Genomic DNA, 20,601 nt, shown 5'->3' with positions numbered 1-20,601 from the left:
CTCAGCGGTCAGGTGTGATGACCGCACACAACCTGGCCACCGCCTCCAACATCTGCCCACTGGGCCGCTCCAGGCCCTTGTCCGGTACCCGCAACAAATGCCCCTGCGCCACCGCCGCCACCTGCGGCCAAGCCTTCCACGCATCCAACTGCGCTTGGTCACCTGCCAGAATCACCTCGGGATTGCGCTGCAACACCGACTCGATACTGACCTGTGGCGCCGGTAGTTTGAGGTCATCGAACACATTCCGCGCCCCACACACACTCAACGCGTCACTGATGATCTGCCCACCGCCCACGGTGTACAGCGGCTGATTCCACACCTGATAAAACACCCGCAACGGTTCTGCTCGGTAGTAGCGCTGACGTAGCCCATTTAGGCGCTGGCGCAATTGCGCAGCCAATTGTTTGCCTGCCTCGGCGCGCCCCAATTGCCGGGCAATGGCTTCGACCTGTGTGGTCAGTTGTTCGAGGCTATGGGGCTCAGCCACGTAGACCGGGATGTTCAGACGCTGGAGCTGCTCACGCTGCGCCGGCCCGACGCTGCCGGGCCACAGCAGTATCAGGTCTGGCTTGAGGCTGAGGAGTTGTTCCATGTCCAACTGGCCGTAACGTCCGACAGAGGCCACGTGCGCCAGTTGCGCAGGCCGATCACCGCCATCGAGTACACCCACCAGCAAATCAGCAGCGCCCAACTCAACGACGATTTCAGACAGGGACGGCGCGAGGCTGGCCACACGCTGCACGGCGCTGGCCGACACGCTGATAGCCAGCAGCAAAACCGCCAGCCAGGCGCGCATCAACCCAGCTGACGCGGGATGCGGTAGAGGTAGAACAGCACCAGGGTCGACAGCGCCAACAGAAACAGCGGCACCGCTTCCAGGCCGACGAAGACGGCCAATGCGCCGATCCAGGCCGGCAACGCGGCAATCAACAGTGCCATGCGTCGACGAGCCGCCAGGGTGATCCAGGCCGCTGGTTCTTCTGGGGTATCGAGGTTTTTTTGCGTACTGATCAGCGCGTGTTTGTAACCATTGAAATACCGCAGGCTGACAAACATCGACGCCACACCGGCGATAAAAAACGGCATGGCCAGCACCGGCAATAGCGGCTCGGTCTTGCCAAACACCAGGTTGATCACGAACAACGGCAGCAGTGCCAGGGCCAGGTACTGCCACCAGTTGACGGACAGTCGCCGCCGGACCTGGCCACGGGTCACGCCCGGTCGGCCTCGCCCTGGTGTTCGTTGCCCATCATGTGGTCGAGCTTGCTGGCCTTGGTAGCCAGGTAGAGTTTGTTGTGCGGGTTGTGGCCGGTGTGCAGCGGCACACGCTCGGCGACGGTGATGCCCATGTCGGTCAAGGCTTTGACCTTGCGCGGGTTGTTGGTCATCAGCCGCAGGGACTTGACGCCCAAGTGCTCAAGCATCGGCAGGCAGATGGCGTAGTCACGCTGATCGGCGGCAAAGCCCAGGCGCTCGTTGGCTTCCACCGTGTCGGCACCACCGTCTTGCAATTCGTAGGCGCGAATCTTGTTCAACAGGCCAATGCCACGGCCTTCCTGGCGCAAGTACAGCAATACGCCACGGCCTTCGCGGGCGATGGCCTGCATGGCGGCTTCCAGCTGCGAACCGCAGTCGCAACGTTGGCTGAACAAGGCATCGCCGGTCAGGCATTCGGAGTGCAAACGGCCGAGCACTGGGGCGCCGTCGGCCACATCACCCAGGCTGAGGACGACATGTTCGCGCCCGGTGGCTTCTTCAAGAAAACCATGCATGGTGAACTGGGCAAAGGGGGTAGGCAGCTTGGAAGCGGCGACGAAAACGACGGGCACCGTGTGCTCCTGATTTCAAATTACACAGAGGACGCCATTGTAACAGCAGGTTCCTACGGGCGCTTAAGCTGAATTATCGCTGATAAAGATCAATACGTTTGATTGGCCTTTGTCCTGGATCTATGGGCGTCAGAATGGATACGGCTGGTGCCAGTGCTCGAAAATCGGCTTCAACTCGCCATTTTTCACCAGAACCTCCATGCGCAAGTCAAACAACGTGCGTAAAGCCTGGCCCCGTGGATTGTCGGCAAACCCGAGAAACAACGGCAGTTCGGCGATGTGGGTGAGTTTGAACAATGAAGGGTCAGCCGCCTGAGCAAGAAGGAAACGCACTTCGGTCAGCGCGTCGATATAGAAGTCGGCGCGCCGGTACTCCAGCATCGCCAGAATGCCGTTGCGACGTTCGATCTGCTTGAAAGTGTGGATATTGGGCAAGTACTCGTCGTACTTGTAGCCGCGCACCCAAGCCAGGCGGTAGGTGCCCAAGGTGGCCAGGGTGGGTGCCGGCGTGGTTGCCAGCCCCAACGCATAGATATGATCGGAATCGAAGCTCCAGTGCGGGTACAACACACCCGTAGCCTCATCACGGTAGGAGCCGACCCACGCATCCACCTCGCCCCGCTGCGCCAGACCGACCGAACGAGTATACGGTTCGGTACGCGCCTGAACCTTGACCCCCAGCGGCTCGAAGATGTGCCGCAAAACATCCCAGGCCAGGCCACTGCCGTCGGCGTTGGTGTAGTCGTTCCAGGTTTCGCTGGCCAGGCGAATCTCGCTTGGCACCACAGGAATATCCTCCGCCTGCACCGAAGACACCCCTACACACAGCAGGATCAACAGCCAGCGGCGAATATCCATATCGATTACCTCACGTCAAACACCGCACATGCCGAGCATCAGCCAATCGCCCCATCTAACGCAACCCTCAGGTACTCAGGGCGTAGGCCAGAGTGATCTGTTACAGCGTCTCGCGAAAATGCTGATAACCATGAATGACGGGGGTGACGTCTTGCCCGGCGGCGTCCAGCAGCACTACGCCCTGCCCCGGTGCCACACAGCCGATCACATGGATCGGCCAACCGTCGGCCAGCAACGGTGCCAGCTCGGCAGGTGGCAAGGTAAAGGCCAGCACGTAGTCGTCGCCACCGCTCAAGGCTGCGTCACGGGCACCCTCGTCGCCGAGAAACGCCAGCAGCGGCGCGGACAACGGCAGCTTCTGCCGTTCGATGAGCAAGCTGACAGAGGATGCCTTGGCGATATGCCCGCAATCGGCCAAAAGACCATCGGAAATATCCAGTGCAGACGTAGCCTTCCCACGCAAGGCCTGGCCCAAGGCTAACTGCGGTTGCGGCGACCAGTAATGCGCCAACAGCGGTTCAGCAATGGATGCCTCAGCGCTGCGTTGCCCCAGTACCAGCGGCAAAGCGCCGGCGGCGTTACCCAGCTCACCGCCCACACACAGCAGGTCACCCGGCCGCGCGCCGCTGCGGGTCAACGCTAGCCCGGCAGGCACCCGGCCAAACACGGTCAAGGTCAGGCTCAGCGGCCCACGGGTGGTGTCTCCGCCCACCAAACCCACACCGCAACTCAGCGCCATGGTGTTCAAACCCTGGGCATAGCGTTGCAGCCAATCGGCATCAACCGTCGGGGTGGTCAGGGCAAGGGTAAAGGCAAGCGGATGGGCGCCCATGGCCGCCAGATCGCTGACTGCCACCGCCAGCGAGCGCTGGCCGAGCAGGAACGGATCACAGGGGTCGGCGAAATGCACGCCAGCCACCAGGGTATCGGTAGAAATCGCCAGCTGCTCCCCGGGAGGAACCGCCAGCAAGGCACAATCATCGCCGATCCCCAGTGCAATACCCTCGCCGCCTTGCGCACAAGGCGCGGCGGCGAAGTATTTGCGGATCAGCTCAAACTCGCCCATGGCTGATACAAGCGCTGATCAGCGCTTGAAGGCCTTCACTTCGGCTTCACGCAGGCGCGGGGCCAGCTTGTCGAGCACGCCGTTGACGAACTTGTGACCGTCGGTGGAGCCGTAGACTTTCGCCAGTTCGATCCCTTCGTTGATCACTACGCGGTATGGAACGTCGACGCGCTTGAGCAGTTCCCAGGTGGACAGGCGCAGTACGGCCAGCTCAACCGGGTCCAGCTCTTCGATGGTCAGGTCCAGACATGGCGCCAATGCAGCGTCGATCTCGGGCAGGTTGGCCGGGACGCCGTGCAGGATGTCGTGGAAGTAGCTGGCATCCGCCATGCTGAAATCGTTGTCGACGCGAAACTGCGCCTCGATTTCGTTCAGCGAGGTTTTTGCCATGTGACGCTGGTACAGCGCCTGGGTCGCGAGCTGACGCGCCGCACGACGCTTTTCGCTCTTCGATGGTTTACCGGCGTCCGCTGGGCGCGGGTCGCGTGGGTTGAACTGATCGCTGTCGTCGCTAATCACTTGGCCTCCAACTGCGCCAGCAGGCTGACCATTTGCAGGGCGGACAGGGCAGCTTCAGCACCTTTGTTACCGGCCTTGGTGCCGGAACGCTCGATGGCTTGCTCGATGGAATCAACGGTCAGTACGCCAAAGGCTACCGGCACGCCGAATTCCATGGACACCTGGGCCAGGCCCTTGGTGCATTCACCAGCCACGTATTCGAAGTGCGGAGTGCCGCCACGAATGACCGCGCCCAGGGCGATGATCGCCGCGTATTCGCCTTGTTGTGCAACTTTCTGCGCAACCAGTGGAATTTCGAAGGCGCCAGGGGCACGGATAAGGGTGATATCGCTTTCGCTCACACCGTGGCGAACCAGGGCGTCCACGGCACCGCTTACCAGGCTTTCAACCACGAAGCTGTTGAAGCGGCCAACCACCAGGGCATAGCGGCCTTTGGGGGCGATGAAGGTACCTTCGATGGTCTTCAGGGTCATTCGACAAATCTCTTAAAGAGCCGGGGCGCGCTCAGTGCGCGCCCCTCAGTGATATTTGAACCGCGAACAAGGGGTAAACAACGCCGGCCTTTATTCGGAGGGCACGTATTCTACTACTTCCAGGTCGAAACCGGATATGGCATTAAATTTCATTGGCGCACTCATCAAGCGCATTTTACGCACGCCCAGGTCCCGAAGGATCTGCGAACCGGCACCGACGATGCTGTAGGTGGTCGGTTTTTTCACCGGCACGTGTTCGCCGGTTTCACGGATATGCGCCAGCAACACATCGCCATCCAGCGGGTGACCGAGCAACAGCACCACGCCACTGCCGGCCTCGGACACCGCAGCCATCGCGGCCCGCAGGCTCCAGCGGCCGGGTTGCTTGACCATCAACAGGTCCCGCAACGGGTCCATGTTGTGCACGCGTACCAGGGTCGGTTCTTCGGCGCAGATGTTGCCCAGGGTCAGGGCCATGTGCACGTCGCCTTCTACCGAATCACGATAGGTCACCAGATTGAACTGGCCCAGTTCGCTGTCCAGCGGCTGCTCGGCAATCCGCTGAACGGTACGTTCGTGGATCATCCGGTAGTGAATCAGGTCGGCAATGGTGCCGATCTTGATGTTGTGCAGGGCCGCAAACTCTTCCAGTTCGGCACGACGGGACATGGTGCCGTCGTCGTTCATGACTTCGCAGATCACACCGCTGGGCTCGAAACCGGCCATGCGCGCCAGGTCGCAGGCGGCTTCGGTGTGGCCGGCACGGGCCAGGGTGCCACCCGGCTGGGCCATCAGCGGGAAGATGTGGCCAGGGCTGACGATGTCTTCAGCCTTGGCATCTTTCGCAGCGGCCGCTTGCACAGTGCGGGCACGGTCAGCGGCGGAGATGCCGGTGGTGACGCCGGTGGTGGCTTCGATGGACACGGTGAACTTGGTACCAAAACCCGAACCGTTGCGCGGCGCCATCAACGGCAACTTGAGCAACTCGCAACGCTCGCGGCTCATCGGCATGCAGATCAGACCACGGGCGTGCTTGGCCATGAAGTTGATGTGCTCAGGCTGGCAGCACTCGGCGGCCATGATCAGGTCGCCTTCATTCTCGCGGTCTTCGTCATCCATGAGGATGACCATCTTGCCTTGGCGGATGTCTTCTACCAGTTCTTCGATGCTGTTGAGCGCCACGCGGCACCCCCTTGGGTCAGGATTTGAGGTAGCCGTTGGCGGCTAGAAAACTTTCGGTAATGTTCCCGGACGGCCCTTGTAGAGAGACAGGTTCTGCGGCCTTGTCGCCCAACAGCAGGCGCTCCAGGTAACGGGCCAGCAAGTCCACCTCCAGGTTCACCCGGCGACCTGGCTGGTACGACGCCATGATGGTTTCGCTCAGGGTGTGGGGAATGATGGTCAGTTCAAATTCGGCGCCATTGACCGCGTTCACAGTGAGGCTGGTGCCATCAACCGTGATCGAGCCTTTATGGGCGATGTACTTGGCCAGCTCTTTGGGCGCGCGGATACGGAACTCCACCGCACGCGCATTTTCGCTGCGGGCGACGACTTCGCCAACACCGTCGACGTGACCGCTGACCAAATGCCCACCGAGGCGGGTGGTCGGGGTCAGGGCTTTTTCCAGGTTGACCGGGCTGCCGCTCTTGAGGTCGTCCATCGCGGTGCAGTCCAGGGTTTCCCGGCTGACATCGGCGGCAAAGCCGTTGCCAGGCAACTCGATAACAGTCAGGCACACGCCGCTGACGGCGATGCTGTCGCCCAGTTTGACGTCGCTCAGGTCGAGCTTGCCGGTTTCAACCAACAACCGCACATCGCCGCCTTTTGGGGTCATTGCACGGATGCTGCCAATGGATTCGATAATGCCGGTGAACATGGAGTCCTCCTGGGGAGCTCGGCGCAGGCCGGGAATTATACGCCCGCTGATGGCAGAGGGATGGCAGTGACTCGCCAGTCGTCGCCTACAGCGCGCATTTCAGTGATCTTGAGTTGGGGGGCGTCCGCCAATTTCTCAAGCGGCCAGTCCAGCAAAGGCCGGGCGGCGGAGCCGAGAAACTTGCCGGCGACGAAAATGACGTACTCGTCCACCAGGCCCTGCTGAGCGAAGGCACCCGCCAGACTTGGGCCAGCCTCTACCAGCACGTCGTTGACGCCACGGGCCGCCAGGGCCACTAAAGCGGAACGCAGGTCCACCTGACCGTCGACACCCGGCACCACCAGGCACTCAGGGCCGGTGGGGTATTGGTTGTCCGGGGTCACGCAGGTGATCACCAGCGCAGGGCCGGCCTTGAAGAACGGTGCGTTCAACGGCACTCGCAGGCGGCCGTCGATCAATACGCGCAACGGCGGTCGGGACATGGCCAGCGCGGTGGTTTCTTCATCCAGGCCCAGTTCGGCGGCGCGTACGGTCAGACGAGCACCGTCGGCCAGCACCGTATCGGCGCCGGTCAGCACCACACTGGCCTGGGCCCGCAGGCGTTGCACGGCGGCCCGCGCCGCCGGGCCGGTGATCCATTGGCTCTCGCCGTTGGCCATCGCGGTGCGACCGTCCAGGCTCATGGCCAACTTGACCCGCACAAACGGTAGCCCATGTTCCATACGCTTGAGAAAGCCGAGGTTCAGCGCCCGCGCTTCGTTCTCCAGCAAGCCGCTGTGGATCTCGATTCCGGCCTGGGCCAGACGCTGCATGCCGCGGCCGGCGACTTCCGGGTTCGGGTCCTGCATCGCTGCGACGACCCGCGCCAAACCGGCGTTCACCAACGCATCGGCGCAGGGAGGCGTGCGGCCATGATGGCTGCACGGTTCAAGGGTCACGTAAGCCGTAGCGCCACGGGCCTTGTCTCCAGCCGCGCGCAGGGCGTGGACTTCGGCGTGGGGCTCGCCGGCGCGCACGTGCCAGCCTTCACCAACAACCTGCCCATCACGGACAATCACGCAGCCCACCCGTGGATTGGGATGAGTGGTGTACAGGCCCTTGCGTGCCAACTCCAGGGCGCGAGCCATGTAATGGGCGTCGAGGACCGCTTGTTCTGCCGAAGGTGGGTTCATTCTTTGACTGGCTCACGGGCCAGGCGGTCGATCTCTTCGCGGAACTCATTGAGGTCCTGGAAGCGTCGATACACCGAGGCGAAACGGATATAGGCGACTTCGTCGAGCTTTTGCAGCTCGCCCATCACCAGTTCTCCAACCACCAGGGATTTGACTTCGCGCTCACCGGTCGCCCGCAGCTTGTGCTTGATGTGCACCAGCGCCGCTTCCAGCCGCTCGACACTCACCGGGCGTTTTTCCAGGGCGCGCTGCATTCCGGCGCGCAGTTTTTCTTCGTCGAAGGGCTGGCGACTGCCGTCGGTCTTGATCAGACGTGGCAATACCAGTTCGGCGGTTTCGAAGGTGGTGAAACGCTCACCGCAGCCAGAGGCCAGGCATTCACGCCGGCGACGCACCTGTTCGCCCTCGGCGACCAGACGCGAGTCAATGACTTTGGTGTCGTTGGCACCGCAGAAGGGACAGTGCATGGTGGCAGGCAACAAAAAATGGGAGGGCCATGGTAGCGCATCCCCGTGGCAAGACAAGCCATAGCCTTTACGGTATATAGGCTGACTATTATGTTTCATATTTTTTAAGCCACGGATTTTCGCCCTTTTTGGAGCCGTACATGTCGCTACGACCGCTTGTCATGCTTGCTTTGTTCAGTTTCCTGGTCGCTTGCAGCAGCCATGCCCCGAAACCGGCCGCCCCACAACCAACGCCCCAACAAGAGAAAAAAATCCCAGGTGTGGAAGAGCTGGGCCCGTTGCCGGCGTACCAGCGTGAAGTCAGCGGCACGCTGAACGGCATTCCCGCTGGCGCGGAAGTCGAACTGGCAATGATGGTCATTGACGACCGCAACCGTCCGCAACAACTGCTCGCCAGCAGTGTGTTGATCGGCAATAACAAACCCTTGGCCTTTCGCCTGCGCTTTAACCCCGACGTTTTTCCAGCCGGTGCGCGGGTTGAGTTGCGCGGTCGCGCCAGCCAGTCGGGCCAGTTGATCCTGCACCTGCCCGCCGTGCGTATCACCCAGGCAATCACCCAGAGCACCGGCCCCCTGCAATTCGTCAAAGCCCCATGACGCCACCGCTGGACCTGCAACGGGCCTTGAGTGAACTGATCGGCGACGCCCACCTGGTGCCCTGCCCGTTGCCGGGTACCGAGTTGTCGTTGTGGCTGCTGGACGCCGACAACATGGACCGGGCCTTCAGCCAGGAAGAAACCCGGCGCATCCTTCATGAGCCACCGTACTGGAGCTTTTGCTGGGCCAGTGGTTTGGCACTGGCCAGGTATTTGGCAGCTAATCCCGAGTGGGTCGCAGGCAAGCGGGTGCTGGACTTTGGCGCGGGCTCGGGCGTTGCCGGGATTGCGGCGATAAAAGCCGGAGCGCTGGAGGTCGTTGCGTGCGACCTCGATCCGCTGGCGCTGGATGCATGCAGGGCCAATGCGGAACTCAATGACGTGGCGCTCACTTACTCGAATGACTTCTTCGCCGAGGCTGACCGGTTTGACCTGATCCTGGTGGCCGATGTGCTGTATGACCGGGCGAACTTGCCGTTGCTGGATCAGTTCCTGACTCGCGGTCGCGAAGCGTTAGTCGCAGACTCTCGCGTAAGGGATTTCCAGCACCCGGATTATCAGCGACTGGAAATCCTGGATGCCCTGACCTTGCCCGACCTGGCCGAGCCTTGGGAGTTTCGCAAGGTCAGCCTGTACCATTCGCAGCGCACTTGAAGCCATCGCAGGCAAGCCAGCTCCCACGAGGGAATGCATTTCAACTGTGGGAGCTGGCTTGCCTGCGATAGCGACCTCAAGACTGCCCCGCTTTCAGCGAGCCCCGCCAGCCCTTATAGTTGCCCCATCCCACGCTTTGTTTGAGATACCCCATGAGTGAGCCCACGCCGTACATCTTCGACGCCACCACCGCCACCTTCGACCAGGCGGTGATCCAGAACTCCTTCGAAAAACCCGTGCTCGTGGATTTCTGGGCCGAGTGGTGCGCGCCGTGCAAGGCGTTGATGCCGATGCTGGCGCAGATTGCCGAGAGTTATCAGGGCGAGTTGCTGCTGGCCAAGGTCGATTGCGATGCCGAGCCGGACGTGGTGGCACGCTTTGGCATTCGCAGCCTGCCGACGGTGGTGCTGTTCAAGGACGGCCAGCCGGTGGACGGCTTTGCCGGTGCGCAACCGGAATCCGCCGTGCGGGCGATGCTGGAGCCGCATGTACAAATGCCGCCGCCACCCGCTGCTGACCCGCTGGAGCAAGCCCAGGCGTTGTTTGCCGACGGTCGCATCAGCGATGCCGAGGCTGTGCTGGTAGCCTTGCTGGGCGAAGACAACACCAACGCCGCCGCACTGATTCTCTATGCACGCTGCCTGGCCGAACGCGGCGAGTTGGACGAAGCGCAAACCGTGCTCGACGCCGTCAAAAGCGACGATCACAAGGCCGCGCTGGCCGGCGCCAAGGCGCAAATCACCTTCTTGCGCCAGGCCGCTGACCTGCCGGACGCCGCCGAGCTGAAAAGCCGTCTGGCGCAAAACCCGCAGGATGACGAGGCGGTGTATCAACTGGCCGTGCAACAACTGGCGCGCCAGCAATACGACGCTGCGCTGGATGGCCTGCTCAAACTGTTCATCCGCAACCGCAGCTACAGCGAAGGCTTGCCCCACAAGACGCTGCTGCAGGTGTTCGATCTGCTGGGCAATGACCACCCGCTGGTCACCGTGTATCGCCGCAAGCTGTTCGCCGCGTTGTACTGATCGTTATTCGATCCAACTGTACAGCGGCGTGTCCCCGCCGCTGGCCACCTTGACCTTGGCGCTATGGCGCAGGCGCACCAGCAGGCGCTTGCCCGCCGAGGCACTGCCGGCCAACCCTTCCAACTGATCAAGCAATTCCAACCCATTGAGTTGCCCGGCCTTGCGCAACAGGTCCTGAGCGGCCTGCCACAGGCTCTCGTCCAGATTACCCGGAGCCGGCGCAACCACAGGCTCGGCACTCGATGCTTTGCTGGTCTGCAACTGCGCGCCCAATCGGGCCCAATCACCGTCATCCAGCTCCAGGGTCAAGTCCACCGGCAAGTCGCCGATGGTTCCACGGATTCGTAACATCGCGCTTACTCCCGTACTTTTCTGACGAGCATGCTCCCACGCGTCTTGCGCTACGCCAAGCGGGCGGTCAAACTCGCCGCTATATTGTTATAAGATCACATAACAAAACATTCACCTTCGCCCAGGAGCTCCACCATGCGCCGTTTGTTGCTCGCTTTGCCGTTCGCCCTGCTACCACTGGCCATCGCCCAGGCCGCTGACGAGCATGACCATGATCACGAACATGGCAGCCTCGGCGCCCACGAACACGGCGTCGGTCGCCTCAACGCGGTGCTCGACGGCCAGGCCCTGGAGCTGGAACTGGACAGCCCGGCGATGAACCTGGTGGGTTTCGAACACCTCGCCACCACCGCTGCCGACAAAGCCAAAGTCGCCGCCGCCCGCAAACAGCTGGAAAAGCCACTGGTACTGTTCAACCTGCCAAAAGCCGCCGGCTGTGTGGTTAGCACCCAGGAACTGAACAGCCCGTTGTTCGGCGACAAGCCTGAAGCCGATCATGACGACGACGATGCCGACCACGCCACCGATGGCAAAGGCGCCGCCGCCCACGAGCATCATCATGACCACAGCGAAATCCACGCCCACTACCAATTCACCTGCGCCACCCCGACCGCGCTGAGCAACCTCGACCTGACTCAAGTGTTCAAGACATTCCCCGCCACTCAGAAAATTCAGGTACAACTCATTGGCCCGAGCGGCCAGCAGGGTGTGGAAGCGACAGCCGCAGCCGCCACCCTCAAGTTCTGAGGCTTGCGCAATCTGTAGCCGCTGCCGAAGGCTGCGATAAGGCCCGAAGGGCCTTCACGGTTTTCAATACCCTGCGACCGGTTCCCGGTCGATCGCAGCCTGGCGGCAGCGGCTACAACGCACCACTTTTTTGTGAATTGGCCTGACATGACCCAAGCACTTATCGAACTGTCCGACCTGGGCTTCAACTGGCCCGGTCACCCTCAACTGCTGGACATCCCGGCGTTTCGCCTGGAGCCAGGCGAAACCCTGTTTCTCAAAGGCCCCAGTGGCAGTGGCAAGACCACCTTGCTGGGCCTGCTGGGTGGCGTGCAGAAGCCCAGTCGCGGCAGTATTCGCCTGCTGGGCCAGGAGCTGACCGAGCTTTCGGCCGGCGCCCGTGACCGTTTTCGCGTCGACCACACCGGCTACATCTTCCAGCAGTTCAACCTGCTGCCGTTTCTCTCGGTGCGCGAGAATGTCGAACTGCCCTGCCACTTCTCCAAGCTGCGAGCCCAACGGGCAATCCAGCGTCACGGCAGCGTCGATCAGGCCGCCGCAACCTTGCTCGCCCACCTGGGCCTGAAGGACCAGAACCTGTTGGAACGCCGAGCCGATTCCCTCTCCATTGGCCAGCAACAACGTGTAGCCGCCGCGCGGGCACTGATCGGCCAGCCGGAACTGGTGATCGCCGACGAGCCCACTTCAGCGTTGGACTACGATGCTCGGGAAGCCTTCATTCAGCTGTTGTTCGCCGAATGCCGCGAAGCCGGCGCGAGCCTGTTGTTTGTCAGTCATGACCAAAGCCTGGCGCCGCTGTTCGACCGCAACCTGTCGCTGGCCGAACTCAATCGTGCCGCCACGCCCGTAGAGGTTTGAGATGTATTTGTTTCGTCTAGCCATGGCCAGCCTGGCTAACCGCCGCTTCACTGCGATCCTCACCGCCTTCGCCATCGCCCTTTCGGTGTGCCTGCTGCTGGCAGTGGAACGGGTGCGTACCGAAGCCCGCGCCAGCTTCGCCAGCACCATCAGTGGCACCGACCTGATCGTGGGCGCGCGCTCCGGTTCGGTCAATCTGCTGCTGTATTCAGTGTTCCGCATCGGCAACGCCACCAACAATATTCGTTGGGACAGCTACGAGCACTTCGCCGCCAGCCCGCAGGTGAAATGGGCGATCCCGATTTCCCTCGGCGACTCCCACCGCGGCTACCGGGTGATGGGCACCAATGAGTCCTACTTCGAGCATTACCAATACGGCCGCAAACAGAACCTGGAACTGGCCAGCGGCCGCGCCTTCGCCACCGACCCTTTCGAGGTGGTGCTCGGCGCCGAAGTGGCCGATGCACTGCACTACAAACTCGGCGACAAGCTGGTATTGGCCCATGGCGTGGCGGTGGTCAGCCTGGTCAAACACGATGACAAACCGTTCACCGTGGTTGGCATCCTCAAGCGCACCGGCACACCGGTGGACCGCACACTGCATATCAGCCTTGGCGGCATGGAAGCGATTCACATCGACTGGCACAACGGCGTGCCGGCGCAAGGCAAGGGACGGATCAGTGCTGATCAGGCGCGCAACATGGACCTCACGCCGCAAGCCATCACCGCGTTCATGCTGGGCCTGAACAACAAGATCTCGACCTTTGCCCTGCAACGGGAGATCAATGAATTCCGTGGTGAGCCGATGCTGGCGATTCTGCCGGGCGTGGCGCTGCAGGAGCTGTGGAGCATGATGGGCACCGCCGAAAAAGCGCTGTTCGTGATCTCATTGTTTGTGGTGCTGACCGGTTTGATTGGCATGCTCACGGCGATTCTCACCAGCCTCAACGAACGTCGTCGGGAAATGGCAATCCTGCGTTCAGTGGGTGCACGCCCCTGGCATATTGCGACCCTGCTGATTTTTGAAGCCTTCGCTCTGGCATTCTCTGGTGTGGTTGCGGGCGTCGGATTGTTGTACGTCTGCATCGCGGCATCGCGCGGTTATCTACAGGCCAACTACGGCCTGGATTTACCGCTGTCCTGGCCGAGCGAATATGAATGGACGCTGTTGGCCGGTATCCTCGTTGCCGCCCTGTTGATGGGCAGCGTGCCGGCCTGGCGCGCCTACCGACAATCACTGGCCGACGGCCTGTCCATACGTTTATGAGGAAGGCTTCGATGCGTCGTGCCCTGCTTGCGCTGTTACTGCTGGTGGCCCTGCCCGCCTGGGCTGCCGAGCAGCCCAGGGACCTGTCGTGGCAGGAGATGATTCCGCCGGATGCGCCGCCGGAAATCCCCAATATGAAACCGCTGCATAACTTGTCGGGCATGGCCGACGCGCTGTCCGTGGAGGCCGCACCGGCAGCCAAGCAGGACCTGCCCAACGCGCCGGTGGTGCAGAGCTTGAACGGCAAGCACATCCGCCTGCCGGGCTATATCGTTCCCCTGGAAGTCAGCGAAGAAGGCCGCACCACGGAGTTTCTGCTGGTGCCGTATTTCGGCGCCTGTATCCACGTGCCGCCACCGCCGTCGAACCAGATCGTGCATGTCAAAAGCGAAGTGGGCGTGAAGCTCGACGAGCTCTATCAACCGTATTGGATTGAAGGCCAGATGCAGGTAAAACCGTCCACGAGCGAGCTGGCGGACGCCGGGTATCAGATGGATGCCGAGAAGATTTACGTGTACGAACTGCAGGAATAGCGCGTGATCGCCGTTTCATTGAGCTGAGTCAAAGGCTCGAACGGAACGATCTTTACCATTGGACGTATCCCTTTTAATACGTCCTTTGGAGCTCCCATGAACAAGTCCCTGCTCAGTGCGTCTCTCGTCGCACTTGCCCTCGTCGCCCCTGTTGCCCACGCCCACGAAGCCGGGGACATCCTGATCCGTGCCGGTGCAATCACCGTCAACCCGAAGGCCGACAGCGGCAGCGTAAAGGTTGATCAGGGCCCATTGGCGGGCACCAACCTGGGCGGCAAGGCGACCATGAGCAGCGACACTCAACTGGGCCTCAACTTTGCCTACATGTTCACCAGCCACTGGGGTATCGAACTGCTGGCGGCCACACCGTTCGAGCATGACGTGAAACTCAAGAACACCGCGCTGGGCGCCGCCAACGGTAAGCTCGGTACACTCAAACACCTGCCGCCGACCCTGAGCGTCGTGTACTACCCGCTGGACAGCAAGTCGGCGTTCCAACCGTATGTGGGCGCGGGTATCAACTACACCTGGATCTACGACGAACACGTCGGCAGCCGCGCCGAGCAAGCCGGCTTCAGCAACTTCAAGGCCGAGAACTCCTGGGGCTGGGCCGCACAGATCGGTGCCGACTACATGATCACCGACAAGTGGATGATCAACGGTCAGATTCGCTACATCGACATCAGCACCAAAGCCACCGTCGACAACAACGCCCTGGCCGCCGGTACTCGGGCCAAGGTCAATGTGGATGTTGATCCGATGGTTTACATGGTTGGTATTGGCTACAAGTTCTAAGCACGACTTAAGTAACACCGCCTAACGAAATGTGGGAGCGAGGCTTGTGTGGGAGCTGGCTTGCCTGCGATGCAAACACCTCGGTGTACCTGTTACACCGAGGAGATGCTATCGCAGGCAAGCCAGCTCCCACACAGGCCAGCTCCCACATTTCGTTTTGGGTTGTATTCAACCGTGTCGGTAGAACCGATCCAGCAACGCAGGCAATCCCGCCCGCCACGCCCGAGGCTTGATGCCGAAGGTGTGCAGAATTTTCTTGCAGGCCAGTACCGCATGCTGCGGTTCTTCAGCGGCGTCGGGCCGCGCGGCGTGCGCCTGGGCGGTCGGTGATTCAATCGCCAGCACATGGAAGTTGCGTGCTTCAGTCAGAATCGCCTGGCCCAGGGCTAGTGGCGTGGTCGCCTCGTGGCCGGCGTAGTGGTAGGTCCCCCACAACGGCGCGGCGCAATCGAGTTGCTTGAGCACGGATATGATGACCCGAGCGGCATCGTCCACCGGCGTCGGATTGCCACGGCGGTCGTCGGCCATCAGTAATTCGTCGGGTTTCTCGGCACGGGCCAGGAAGCGCCCGAGAGTGCCGTCGACGCTGTCATCCAGCAGCCAGCCAAAGCGCAGCAGCACATGCTGCGGGCAGGTGGCGCGCACGCTCTGCTCGATGCGCCACAACGCCTGACCGCGCAGGCCCAAGGGCACGGGTTCGTCTTTTTCGCTGTAGGCGGTGGCGCGGGAGCCATCGAACACCCGGTAGCTGGACGGTTGCACCAGGGTGATGTTGTGGTGTTGGCAGAGTTCGGCCAGACGCTCGATCGCGAACTCCTGCCCAGCCAGCCGCGCTTCGCTGACCGTCTCCGCCTGAAACCAGTCGAAGTAATAGGCGAGGTTGATCAAGGCATCGGGACGGGTGTCGTCGAGCAATTGGGTGAGGCTTGCGGCATCCCAGCCGTCTTGGGGCGGTTTAGGTGCGAGGAATCCGATGTCTTCCTCCGCACCGAGGCGAATCAGCGCCTGCCCGAGGGCATTCCCGCCGCCCAGTAACATAAGGCGCATTCGCATAGATTGAGCAGGCCCGGTCTGTTTGGAACGATGGTTATTATCGACAGGCGTGTGAGCCGTGCCGTTGGCATTTGCCAGAATCGTTGCATTTTGCGGGTTTGTAGCGCAACCGTCACTTAGAAAGTGCGGGGTTGCAACTTGCCCCGGCCGGACGCATAAATTGTCCCATGAACCTTCCTGAATCCACGGACACGGTATTGAAGGGCTTCCACCCCGCCGTCAGTGCCTGGTTCCGTAGCACATTCCCCTCGGTGACCCGCGCCCAGGCCCAGGCGTGGCCATTAATTCGCCAGCGTTGCTCGACCCTGATCGCCGCGCCCACCGGTTCGGGCAAGACCCTGACGGCCTTCCTCGCCGTGTTGGACGATCTGGTGCATCAAGGCCTGGCCAATGGAGGCCAGTTGCCAGAGCAGACCCAAGTGGTCTACGTCTCGCCCCTCAAGGCGCTGTCCAACGATATCCAGATCAACCTGCAAAACCCGCTGGCCGGCATCACCGAGCACCTGCAACGCCTGGGCCTGCCGCCACTGGAGATCCGCACCGCCGTGCGCACCGGCGATACCCCGCAAAAAGACCGCGCGCTGATGCGCAAAAAGTCGCCGCATATCCTGGTGACCACTCCGGAATCGCTCTACGTGCTGCTGGGTTCGGACTCGGGCCGCCAGATGCTCGCCAGCACCCGCACGGTCATCGTCGATGAAATCCACGCTATCGCTGCCAGCAAGCGCGGCAGTCATCTGGCCCTCAGCCTGGAGCGTTTGCAGGGACTGTGCGGCGAGCCGCTGACCCGCATCGGTCTGTCGGCTACACAAAAGCCCATCGAAGCCGTGTCGCGTTTTCTGGTGGGCACCGACCGCCCCTGCGAAATAGTCGACATCGGCCACGCCCGACCTCGAGATTTGGACATCGAAGTACCGCCCGTGCCGCTGTCGGCGGTGATGGCCAATGATGTATGGGATTTGGTCTACGACCGCCTCGCCGAACTGGCCCGCGCCCACCGCACCACGCTGATTTTCGTCAACACCCGGCGCCTGGCCGAACGCCTGGCCCGGCACCTGAGCGAACGCCTGGGCAAGGAGGCCGTGGCCGCCCACCACGGCAGCCTGGCCAAGGAGTTACGCCTGGACGCCGAACAACGGCTTAAAAGCGGCGCGCTGCAAGTGCTGATCGCCACCGCGTCGCTGGAACTGGGGATTGATATCGGTGAAGTCGACCTGGTATGCCAGATCGGTTCGCCCGGCTCCATCAATGGTTTTTTGCAACGGGTCGGTCGCTCCGGGCACCAGGTCGGCGGCACACCCAAGGGCCGCTTGTTCGCCACTACCCGCGATGATCTGATCGAATGCACCGCCCTGCTCGACTGCGTACGCCGAGGTGAACTGGACACCTTGCTGATCCCCGTCGCCCCCTTGGACGTGCTGGCCCAGCAGATCATCGCCGAAGTCAGCTGCCAGGAATGGCAGGAGCAAGCGCTGCTCGCTTTGATCCAGCGCGCTGCGCCCTATGCCGAGTTGGACGATGGTCATTACCAGGCGCTGCTGCGCATGCTCGCCGAAGGCTACAACGGACGCCAAGGCATCCGCAGCGCCTACTTGCATCGCGACGCCCTGACCCGCACCCTGCGCGGTCGCCGGGGCGCCAAGCTGACGGCCGTGACCAGCGGCGGCACCATCCCCGACAACGCCGACTACAGCGTGCTGCTGGAACCGCAAAGCCTGAACATCGGCAGCGTGCATGAAGACTTCGCCGTGGAGAGCATCGCCGGGGATATCTTCCAACTGGGCAATACCTCGTATCGCATCCTGCGGGTGGAAACCGGCAAGGTACGGGTCGAGGACGCCCACGGACAGCCGCCGACCATTCCGTTCTGGCTCGGTGAAGCACCGGGGCGCAGCACCGAGTTGTCGTTTGCCGTGGCGCGGCTGCATGGGCAACTGGATGAGCTGCTGGCCGCCACACCCGGTGATCTGCAACCGGCCCTCGACTGGCTGACGGACACCCTAGGGCTGAACCTGGCCAGCGCCGAACAACTGGTGGACTACCTGGCGCGAGCGCGGCTGGCGTTGAGTGCCTTGCCGTCCCAGGACACGCTGATCATGGAGCGGTTTTTCGACGAGTCCGGCGGCACCCAACTGATCATCCACACGCCGTTCGGCAGCCGCATCAACCGCGCCTGGGGCCTGGCTCTGCGCAAGCGCTTTTGCCGCACGTTCAACTTCGAGTTGCAAGCCGCCGCCAGCGAGGACGCTATCGTGCTGTCGCTGTCTACCAGCCACAGCTTTGAACTGGATGATGTGTGGCGCTACCTGCACAGCAACAGCGCCGAACACATCCTGATTCAGGCCTTGCTGGAGGCGCCATTGTTTGGCGTGCGCTGGCGCTGGAATGCCGGAGTGGCCCTGGCGTTGCCGCGTTACAGCGGCGGGCGCAAGGTAGCGCCGCAGATCCAGCGGATGAAAAGTGAAGACCTGATCGCCAGCGTTTTCCCCGACCAGATTGCCTGCCTGGAGAACCTCGCCGGCGAGCGGGAAATACCCGATCACCCACTGGTAGAGCAAACCCTCGATGACTGCCTGCACGAAGCCATGGACAGCAAAGGCTGGCTGGCCCTGCTGCGCCGTATGGAGCGTGGCGAGATTCGTCTGATCAGCCGAGACCTGCCGGCCCCCTCGCCGCTGGCGGCGGAAATTCTCAGCGCTCGCCCCTACACCTTTCTCGATGATGCTCCACTTGAAGAGCGCCGCACCCAGGCCGTGCTCAATCGGCGCTGGAGCGACCCACACAGCACTGATGACCTCGGCGCGCTGGATGCCGACGCCATCGCCGGGGTACGCGAAGAAGCCTGGCCGGCGCCCAATGGTTTGGATGAGATGCATGAGGCCTTGATGAGCCTGGCGTGCATCGCCGACGCCGAGGTCACCCCACAATGGAGCGAATGGCTGCAGTACCTGGCCGACAGCGGACGCGCCAGTCGTTTGCAGATCCGCGCCGGGCAAGCGGTGTGGGTCGCGTTGGAGCGTTTGAGTTGTTTACAGGCGATCTACCCGAACGATCTGCCGTTGTTACCCGGTTTCGATGAGCCCTGGGCCTTTGACGAAGCCATGGTGGAAGTGCTGCGGGCACGGCTCGGCGGATTTGGCCCGTTGACCCTGATCGAAATCGCCACGCCCTTGGCATTGCCAGTGCCTGCGGTGACCCAGGCCTTGGCGCAACTGGAGCGCGAAGGCTATGTGCTGCGCGGGCAGTTCAGCCCGGGCGCGCGCGAAGAACAATGGTGCGAGCGGCATCTGCTGGCGCGGATTCATCGCTACACGGTCAAGCGCCTGCGCCGGGAAATCGAGCCGGTGGCGTTGCAGGACTTCATGCGTTTTCTGTTCGATTGGCAGCACCTGTCCGAGGGCACGCGGGGCCAGGGCAGCGCGGTGTTGGCGCAGGTCGTCAGCCAGTTCGAGGGGTACCCCGCCGCCACGTCGGCGTGGGACAGTGATTTGCTCAGTGCGCGGATCAAGGACTACTCGCCAAGCTGGCTGGACGAGTTGTGTCGCAGCGGCAAGCTGGTGTGGATTCGTCTCAGCGCCAAGGCCAGCACCATTGCACTGCGCAGTACGCCGGTGGTGCTGCTGCCTCGTAGCCAAGTGGCGTTGTGGAGTGGGTTGACCGAGGCAGCTGACAGCCTGGAGTTATCGCCCAAGGCGCAGAAAGTCCATCAAGCCTTGCGTGACCACGGCGCATTGTTTTTCGATGAACTGATCCACGAAGCCCACCTATTACGCAGTGAGCTGGAAACCGCTTTGCAGGAACTGGTAGGCGCCGGGTTAGTGAACGCCGACAGCTTCGCCGGGCTGCGCGCGCTGACCACACCGGCGAGTAAACGCCAGGCCCGCAGCAGTCGACGTGGGCGCGGGGCGTTTATCGGCGGGATGGACGATGCCGGGCGTTGGGCGCTGGTGCGGCGAGCACCGGTAACCGACGGTACACGTCCGGCGGCGCACTCGGCCGAGACCCTGGAGCATGTGGCGATGACACTGCTGCGTCGCTACGGCGTGGTGTTCTGGCGCCTGCTGGAGCGCGAGGCGGATTGGTTGCCCAGTTGGCGGGAATTGCTGCGCACCTTCCATCGGCTGGAGGCGCGGGGCGAGATTCGCGGTGGACGGTTTGTCAGTGGCCTAGCGGGTGAGCAGTTCGCCCTGCCGGAAGCAATCCCACTGCTGCGCGAAGTTCGACGCCGCCCCCATGACGGCAGTTTGATTGCGGTGTGTGGGGCCGATCCGCTGAATCTGGTGGGCACGCTGCTGCCGGGCGCCAAGGTGCCGGCGCTGAGCGGTAATCGGTTGGTGTACCGCGATGGCTTACTGGCGGCGGTAGAGATTGCCGGCAAACAGCAGGTGTTGCTGGAGCTGGATCAACAAGCGGCGGGGTGGGTGCGGGAAAAACTGATCAGGCACTGACGCTTGAGTTGC

22 protein-coding genes are annotated in these 20,601 nt (G+C 62.2%); 9 read left to right on the top strand and 13 right to left on the bottom strand.

The features are described from left to right. Position 1 precedes the first annotated feature (1 nt). From GNF76_RS21545 to nrdR, 11 genes are all read right to left on the bottom strand, one after another. Positions 2–799, bottom strand: a complete 798-nt coding sequence (locus GNF76_RS21545) for a cobalamin-binding protein (RefSeq protein ID WP_155585102.1) — start codon at positions 797–799, stop codon at positions 2–4. Next, positions 799–1,218, bottom strand: a complete 420-nt coding sequence (locus GNF76_RS21540) for an MFS transporter (protein WP_178123476.1) — start codon at positions 1,216–1,218, stop codon at positions 799–801. Before GNF76_RS21540 ends, GNF76_RS21545 begins: the two co-directional genes overlap by 1 nt. Beyond that, positions 1,215–1,832, bottom strand: a complete 618-nt coding sequence (gene ribA, locus GNF76_RS21535) for a GTP cyclohydrolase II (protein WP_169356587.1) — start codon at positions 1,830–1,832, stop codon at positions 1,215–1,217. Before ribA ends, GNF76_RS21540 begins: the two co-directional genes overlap by 4 nt. A 129-nt stretch (positions 1,833–1,961) precedes the next feature. Further along, positions 1,962–2,690: a substrate-binding periplasmic protein gene (locus GNF76_RS21530; protein ID WP_155585101.1), complete on the bottom strand. Its 729-nt coding sequence runs from the start codon at positions 2,688–2,690 to the stop codon at positions 1,962–1,964. Positions 2,691–2,790: 100 nt separating this feature from the next. Next, positions 2,791–3,756: a thiamine-phosphate kinase gene (gene thiL, locus GNF76_RS21525; protein WP_155585100.1), complete on the bottom strand. Its 966-nt coding sequence runs from the start codon at positions 3,754–3,756 to the stop codon at positions 2,791–2,793. 18 nt (positions 3,757–3,774) lie between these two features. Further along, entirely contained in the window at positions 3,775–4,275 is a 501-nt protein-coding gene (gene nusB, locus GNF76_RS21520) for a transcription antitermination factor NusB (protein WP_178123474.1), read from the bottom strand. Next, on the bottom strand, positions 4,272–4,748 hold the full coding sequence (gene ribH / locus GNF76_RS21515) for a 6,7-dimethyl-8-ribityllumazine synthase (RefSeq protein WP_155585099.1): 477 nt from the start codon (positions 4,746–4,748) through the stop codon (positions 4,272–4,274). The genes nusB and ribH overlap by 4 nt, the downstream gene beginning before the upstream one ends. 90 nt (positions 4,749–4,838) lie before the next feature. Continuing rightward, the gene (gene ribBA / locus GNF76_RS21510; protein WP_169356592.1) at positions 4,839–5,930 is read right to left on the bottom strand and encodes a bifunctional 3,4-dihydroxy-2-butanone-4-phosphate synthase/GTP cyclohydrolase II; all 1,092 of its coding nucleotides are present in this window, start codon (positions 5,928–5,930) and stop codon (positions 4,839–4,841) included. Positions 5,931–5,946: 16 nt separating this feature from the next. After that, positions 5,947–6,624, bottom strand: a complete 678-nt coding sequence (locus tag GNF76_RS21505) for a riboflavin synthase (RefSeq protein ID WP_155585098.1) — start codon at positions 6,622–6,624, stop codon at positions 5,947–5,949. 35 nt (positions 6,625–6,659) lie between these two features. Then, a complete protein-coding gene (gene ribD, locus GNF76_RS21500) occupies positions 6,660–7,796 on the bottom strand; it encodes a bifunctional diaminohydroxyphosphoribosylaminopyrimidine deaminase/5-amino-6-(5-phosphoribosylamino)uracil reductase RibD (protein ID WP_155585097.1) in 1,137 nt (378 codons plus the stop codon). Further along, positions 7,793–8,263, bottom strand: a complete 471-nt coding sequence (nrdR, locus tag GNF76_RS21495) for a transcriptional regulator NrdR (protein WP_003209990.1) — start codon at positions 8,261–8,263, stop codon at positions 7,793–7,795. Before nrdR ends, ribD begins: the two co-directional genes overlap by 4 nt. Positions 8,264–8,403: 140 nt before the next feature. Between nrdR and GNF76_RS21490 the strand changes: the two genes are divergently transcribed. From GNF76_RS21490 to trxA, 3 genes are all read left to right on the top strand, one after another. Beyond that, entirely contained in the window at positions 8,404–8,859 is a 456-nt protein-coding gene (locus GNF76_RS21490; protein ID WP_155585096.1) for a YbaY family lipoprotein, read from the top strand. Next, positions 8,856–9,512, top strand: coding sequence for a class I SAM-dependent methyltransferase (locus tag GNF76_RS21485; RefSeq protein WP_155585095.1), 657 nt, complete (start codon positions 8,856–8,858; stop codon positions 9,510–9,512). Before GNF76_RS21490 ends, GNF76_RS21485 begins: the two co-directional genes overlap by 4 nt. A 152-nt stretch (positions 9,513–9,664) precedes the next feature. After that, complete coding sequence (gene trxA, locus GNF76_RS21480; protein WP_155585094.1) at positions 9,665–10,537, top strand: thioredoxin; 873 nt, start codon at positions 9,665–9,667, stop codon at positions 10,535–10,537. A gap of 3 nt (positions 10,538–10,540) precedes the next feature. On the opposite strand, the gene GNF76_RS21475 is transcribed toward trxA, so the two are convergent. Continuing rightward, on the bottom strand, positions 10,541–10,888 hold the full coding sequence (locus GNF76_RS21475) for a hypothetical protein (protein WP_155585093.1): 348 nt from the start codon (positions 10,886–10,888) through the stop codon (positions 10,541–10,543). A 135-nt stretch (positions 10,889–11,023) separates the two neighbouring features. On the opposite strand from GNF76_RS21475, the gene GNF76_RS21470 reads away from it, so the two are divergent. The 5 genes from GNF76_RS21470 (at position 11,024) to GNF76_RS21450 (ending at position 15,088) form a co-directional block, all read left to right on the top strand. After that, complete coding sequence (locus tag GNF76_RS21470) at positions 11,024–11,635, top strand: DUF2796 domain-containing protein (protein WP_155585092.1); 612 nt, start codon at positions 11,024–11,026, stop codon at positions 11,633–11,635. A 147-nt stretch (positions 11,636–11,782) separates the two neighbouring features. After that, positions 11,783–12,493: an ABC transporter ATP-binding protein gene (locus GNF76_RS21465; protein WP_155585091.1), complete on the top strand. Its 711-nt coding sequence runs from the start codon at positions 11,783–11,785 to the stop codon at positions 12,491–12,493. A 1-nt stretch (position 12,494) separates the two neighbouring features. After that, complete coding sequence (locus tag GNF76_RS21460; protein ID WP_155585090.1) at positions 12,495–13,760, top strand: ABC transporter permease; 1,266 nt, start codon at positions 12,495–12,497, stop codon at positions 13,758–13,760. An 11-nt stretch (positions 13,761–13,771) separates the two neighbouring features. Then, positions 13,772–14,293: a DUF3299 domain-containing protein gene (locus GNF76_RS21455; protein ID WP_155585089.1), complete on the top strand. Its 522-nt coding sequence runs from the start codon at positions 13,772–13,774 to the stop codon at positions 14,291–14,293. Between the two features lie 96 nt (positions 14,294–14,389). Then, on the top strand, positions 14,390–15,088 hold the full coding sequence (locus GNF76_RS21450) for an OmpW/AlkL family protein (RefSeq protein WP_155585088.1): 699 nt from the start codon (positions 14,390–14,392) through the stop codon (positions 15,086–15,088). Positions 15,089–15,256: 168 nt separating this feature from the next. Here the strand turns inward: GNF76_RS21450 and GNF76_RS21445 are convergent, their stop codons facing one another. Continuing rightward, positions 15,257–16,141, bottom strand: a complete 885-nt coding sequence (locus tag GNF76_RS21445; protein WP_155585087.1) for a sugar nucleotide-binding protein — start codon at positions 16,139–16,141, stop codon at positions 15,257–15,259. Between the two features lie 167 nt (positions 16,142–16,308). On the opposite strand from GNF76_RS21445, the gene GNF76_RS21440 reads away from it, so the two are divergent. Then, entirely contained in the window at positions 16,309–20,589 is a 4,281-nt protein-coding gene (locus GNF76_RS21440; protein ID WP_155585086.1) for a DEAD/DEAH box helicase, read from the top strand. Positions 20,590–20,601: the final 12 nt, after the last annotated feature.

It is taken from the genome of Pseudomonas spelaei, assembly GCF_009724245.1.
Classification (GTDB): domain Bacteria; phylum Pseudomonadota; class Gammaproteobacteria; order Pseudomonadales; family Pseudomonadaceae; genus Aquipseudomonas; species Aquipseudomonas spelaei.
Note: the sequence above shows the minus strand (reverse complement) of the source record. Positions and strands in the feature narration are given on the sequence as shown.

Excerpts from the sequence above, each read along its gene's own strand:
- GNF76_RS21545 (WP_155585102.1), bottom strand. The coding sequence starts at position 799 with ATGCGCGCCTGGCTGGCGGTTTTGCTGCTGGCTATCAGCGTGTCGGCC.
- GNF76_RS21530 (WP_155585101.1), bottom strand. The coding sequence starts at position 2,690 with ATGGATATTCGCCGCTGGCTGTTGATCCTGCTGTGTGTAGGGGTGTCT.
- thiL (WP_155585100.1), bottom strand. The coding sequence starts at position 3,756 with ATGGGCGAGTTTGAGCTGATCCGCAAATACTTCGCCGCCGCGCCTTGT.
- ribH (WP_155585099.1), bottom strand. The coding sequence starts at position 4,748 with ATGACCCTGAAGACCATCGAAGGTACCTTCATCGCCCCCAAAGGCCGC.
- GNF76_RS21505 (WP_155585098.1), bottom strand. The coding sequence starts at position 6,624 with ATGTTCACCGGCATTATCGAATCCATTGGCAGCATCCGTGCAATGACC.
- ribD (WP_155585097.1), bottom strand. The coding sequence starts at position 7,796 with ATGAACCCACCTTCGGCAGAACAAGCGGTCCTCGACGCCCATTACATG.
- nrdR (WP_003209990.1), bottom strand. The coding sequence starts at position 8,263 with ATGCACTGTCCCTTCTGCGGTGCCAACGACACCAAAGTCATTGACTCG.
- GNF76_RS21490 (WP_155585096.1), top strand. The coding sequence starts at position 8,404 with ATGTCGCTACGACCGCTTGTCATGCTTGCTTTGTTCAGTTTCCTGGTC.
- GNF76_RS21485 (WP_155585095.1), top strand. The coding sequence starts at position 8,856 with ATGACGCCACCGCTGGACCTGCAACGGGCCTTGAGTGAACTGATCGGC.
- trxA (WP_155585094.1), top strand. The coding sequence starts at position 9,665 with ATGAGTGAGCCCACGCCGTACATCTTCGACGCCACCACCGCCACCTTC.
- GNF76_RS21475 (WP_155585093.1), bottom strand. The coding sequence starts at position 10,888 with ATGTTACGAATCCGTGGAACCATCGGCGACTTGCCGGTGGACTTGACC.
- GNF76_RS21470 (WP_155585092.1), top strand. The coding sequence starts at position 11,024 with ATGCGCCGTTTGTTGCTCGCTTTGCCGTTCGCCCTGCTACCACTGGCC.
- GNF76_RS21465 (WP_155585091.1), top strand. The coding sequence starts at position 11,783 with ATGACCCAAGCACTTATCGAACTGTCCGACCTGGGCTTCAACTGGCCC.
- GNF76_RS21460 (WP_155585090.1), top strand. The coding sequence starts at position 12,495 with ATGTATTTGTTTCGTCTAGCCATGGCCAGCCTGGCTAACCGCCGCTTC.
- GNF76_RS21455 (WP_155585089.1), top strand. The coding sequence starts at position 13,772 with ATGCGTCGTGCCCTGCTTGCGCTGTTACTGCTGGTGGCCCTGCCCGCC.
- GNF76_RS21450 (WP_155585088.1), top strand. The coding sequence starts at position 14,390 with ATGAACAAGTCCCTGCTCAGTGCGTCTCTCGTCGCACTTGCCCTCGTC.
- GNF76_RS21445 (WP_155585087.1), bottom strand. The coding sequence starts at position 16,141 with ATGCGAATGCGCCTTATGTTACTGGGCGGCGGGAATGCCCTCGGGCAG.
- GNF76_RS21440 (WP_155585086.1), top strand. The coding sequence starts at position 16,309 with ATGAACCTTCCTGAATCCACGGACACGGTATTGAAGGGCTTCCACCCC.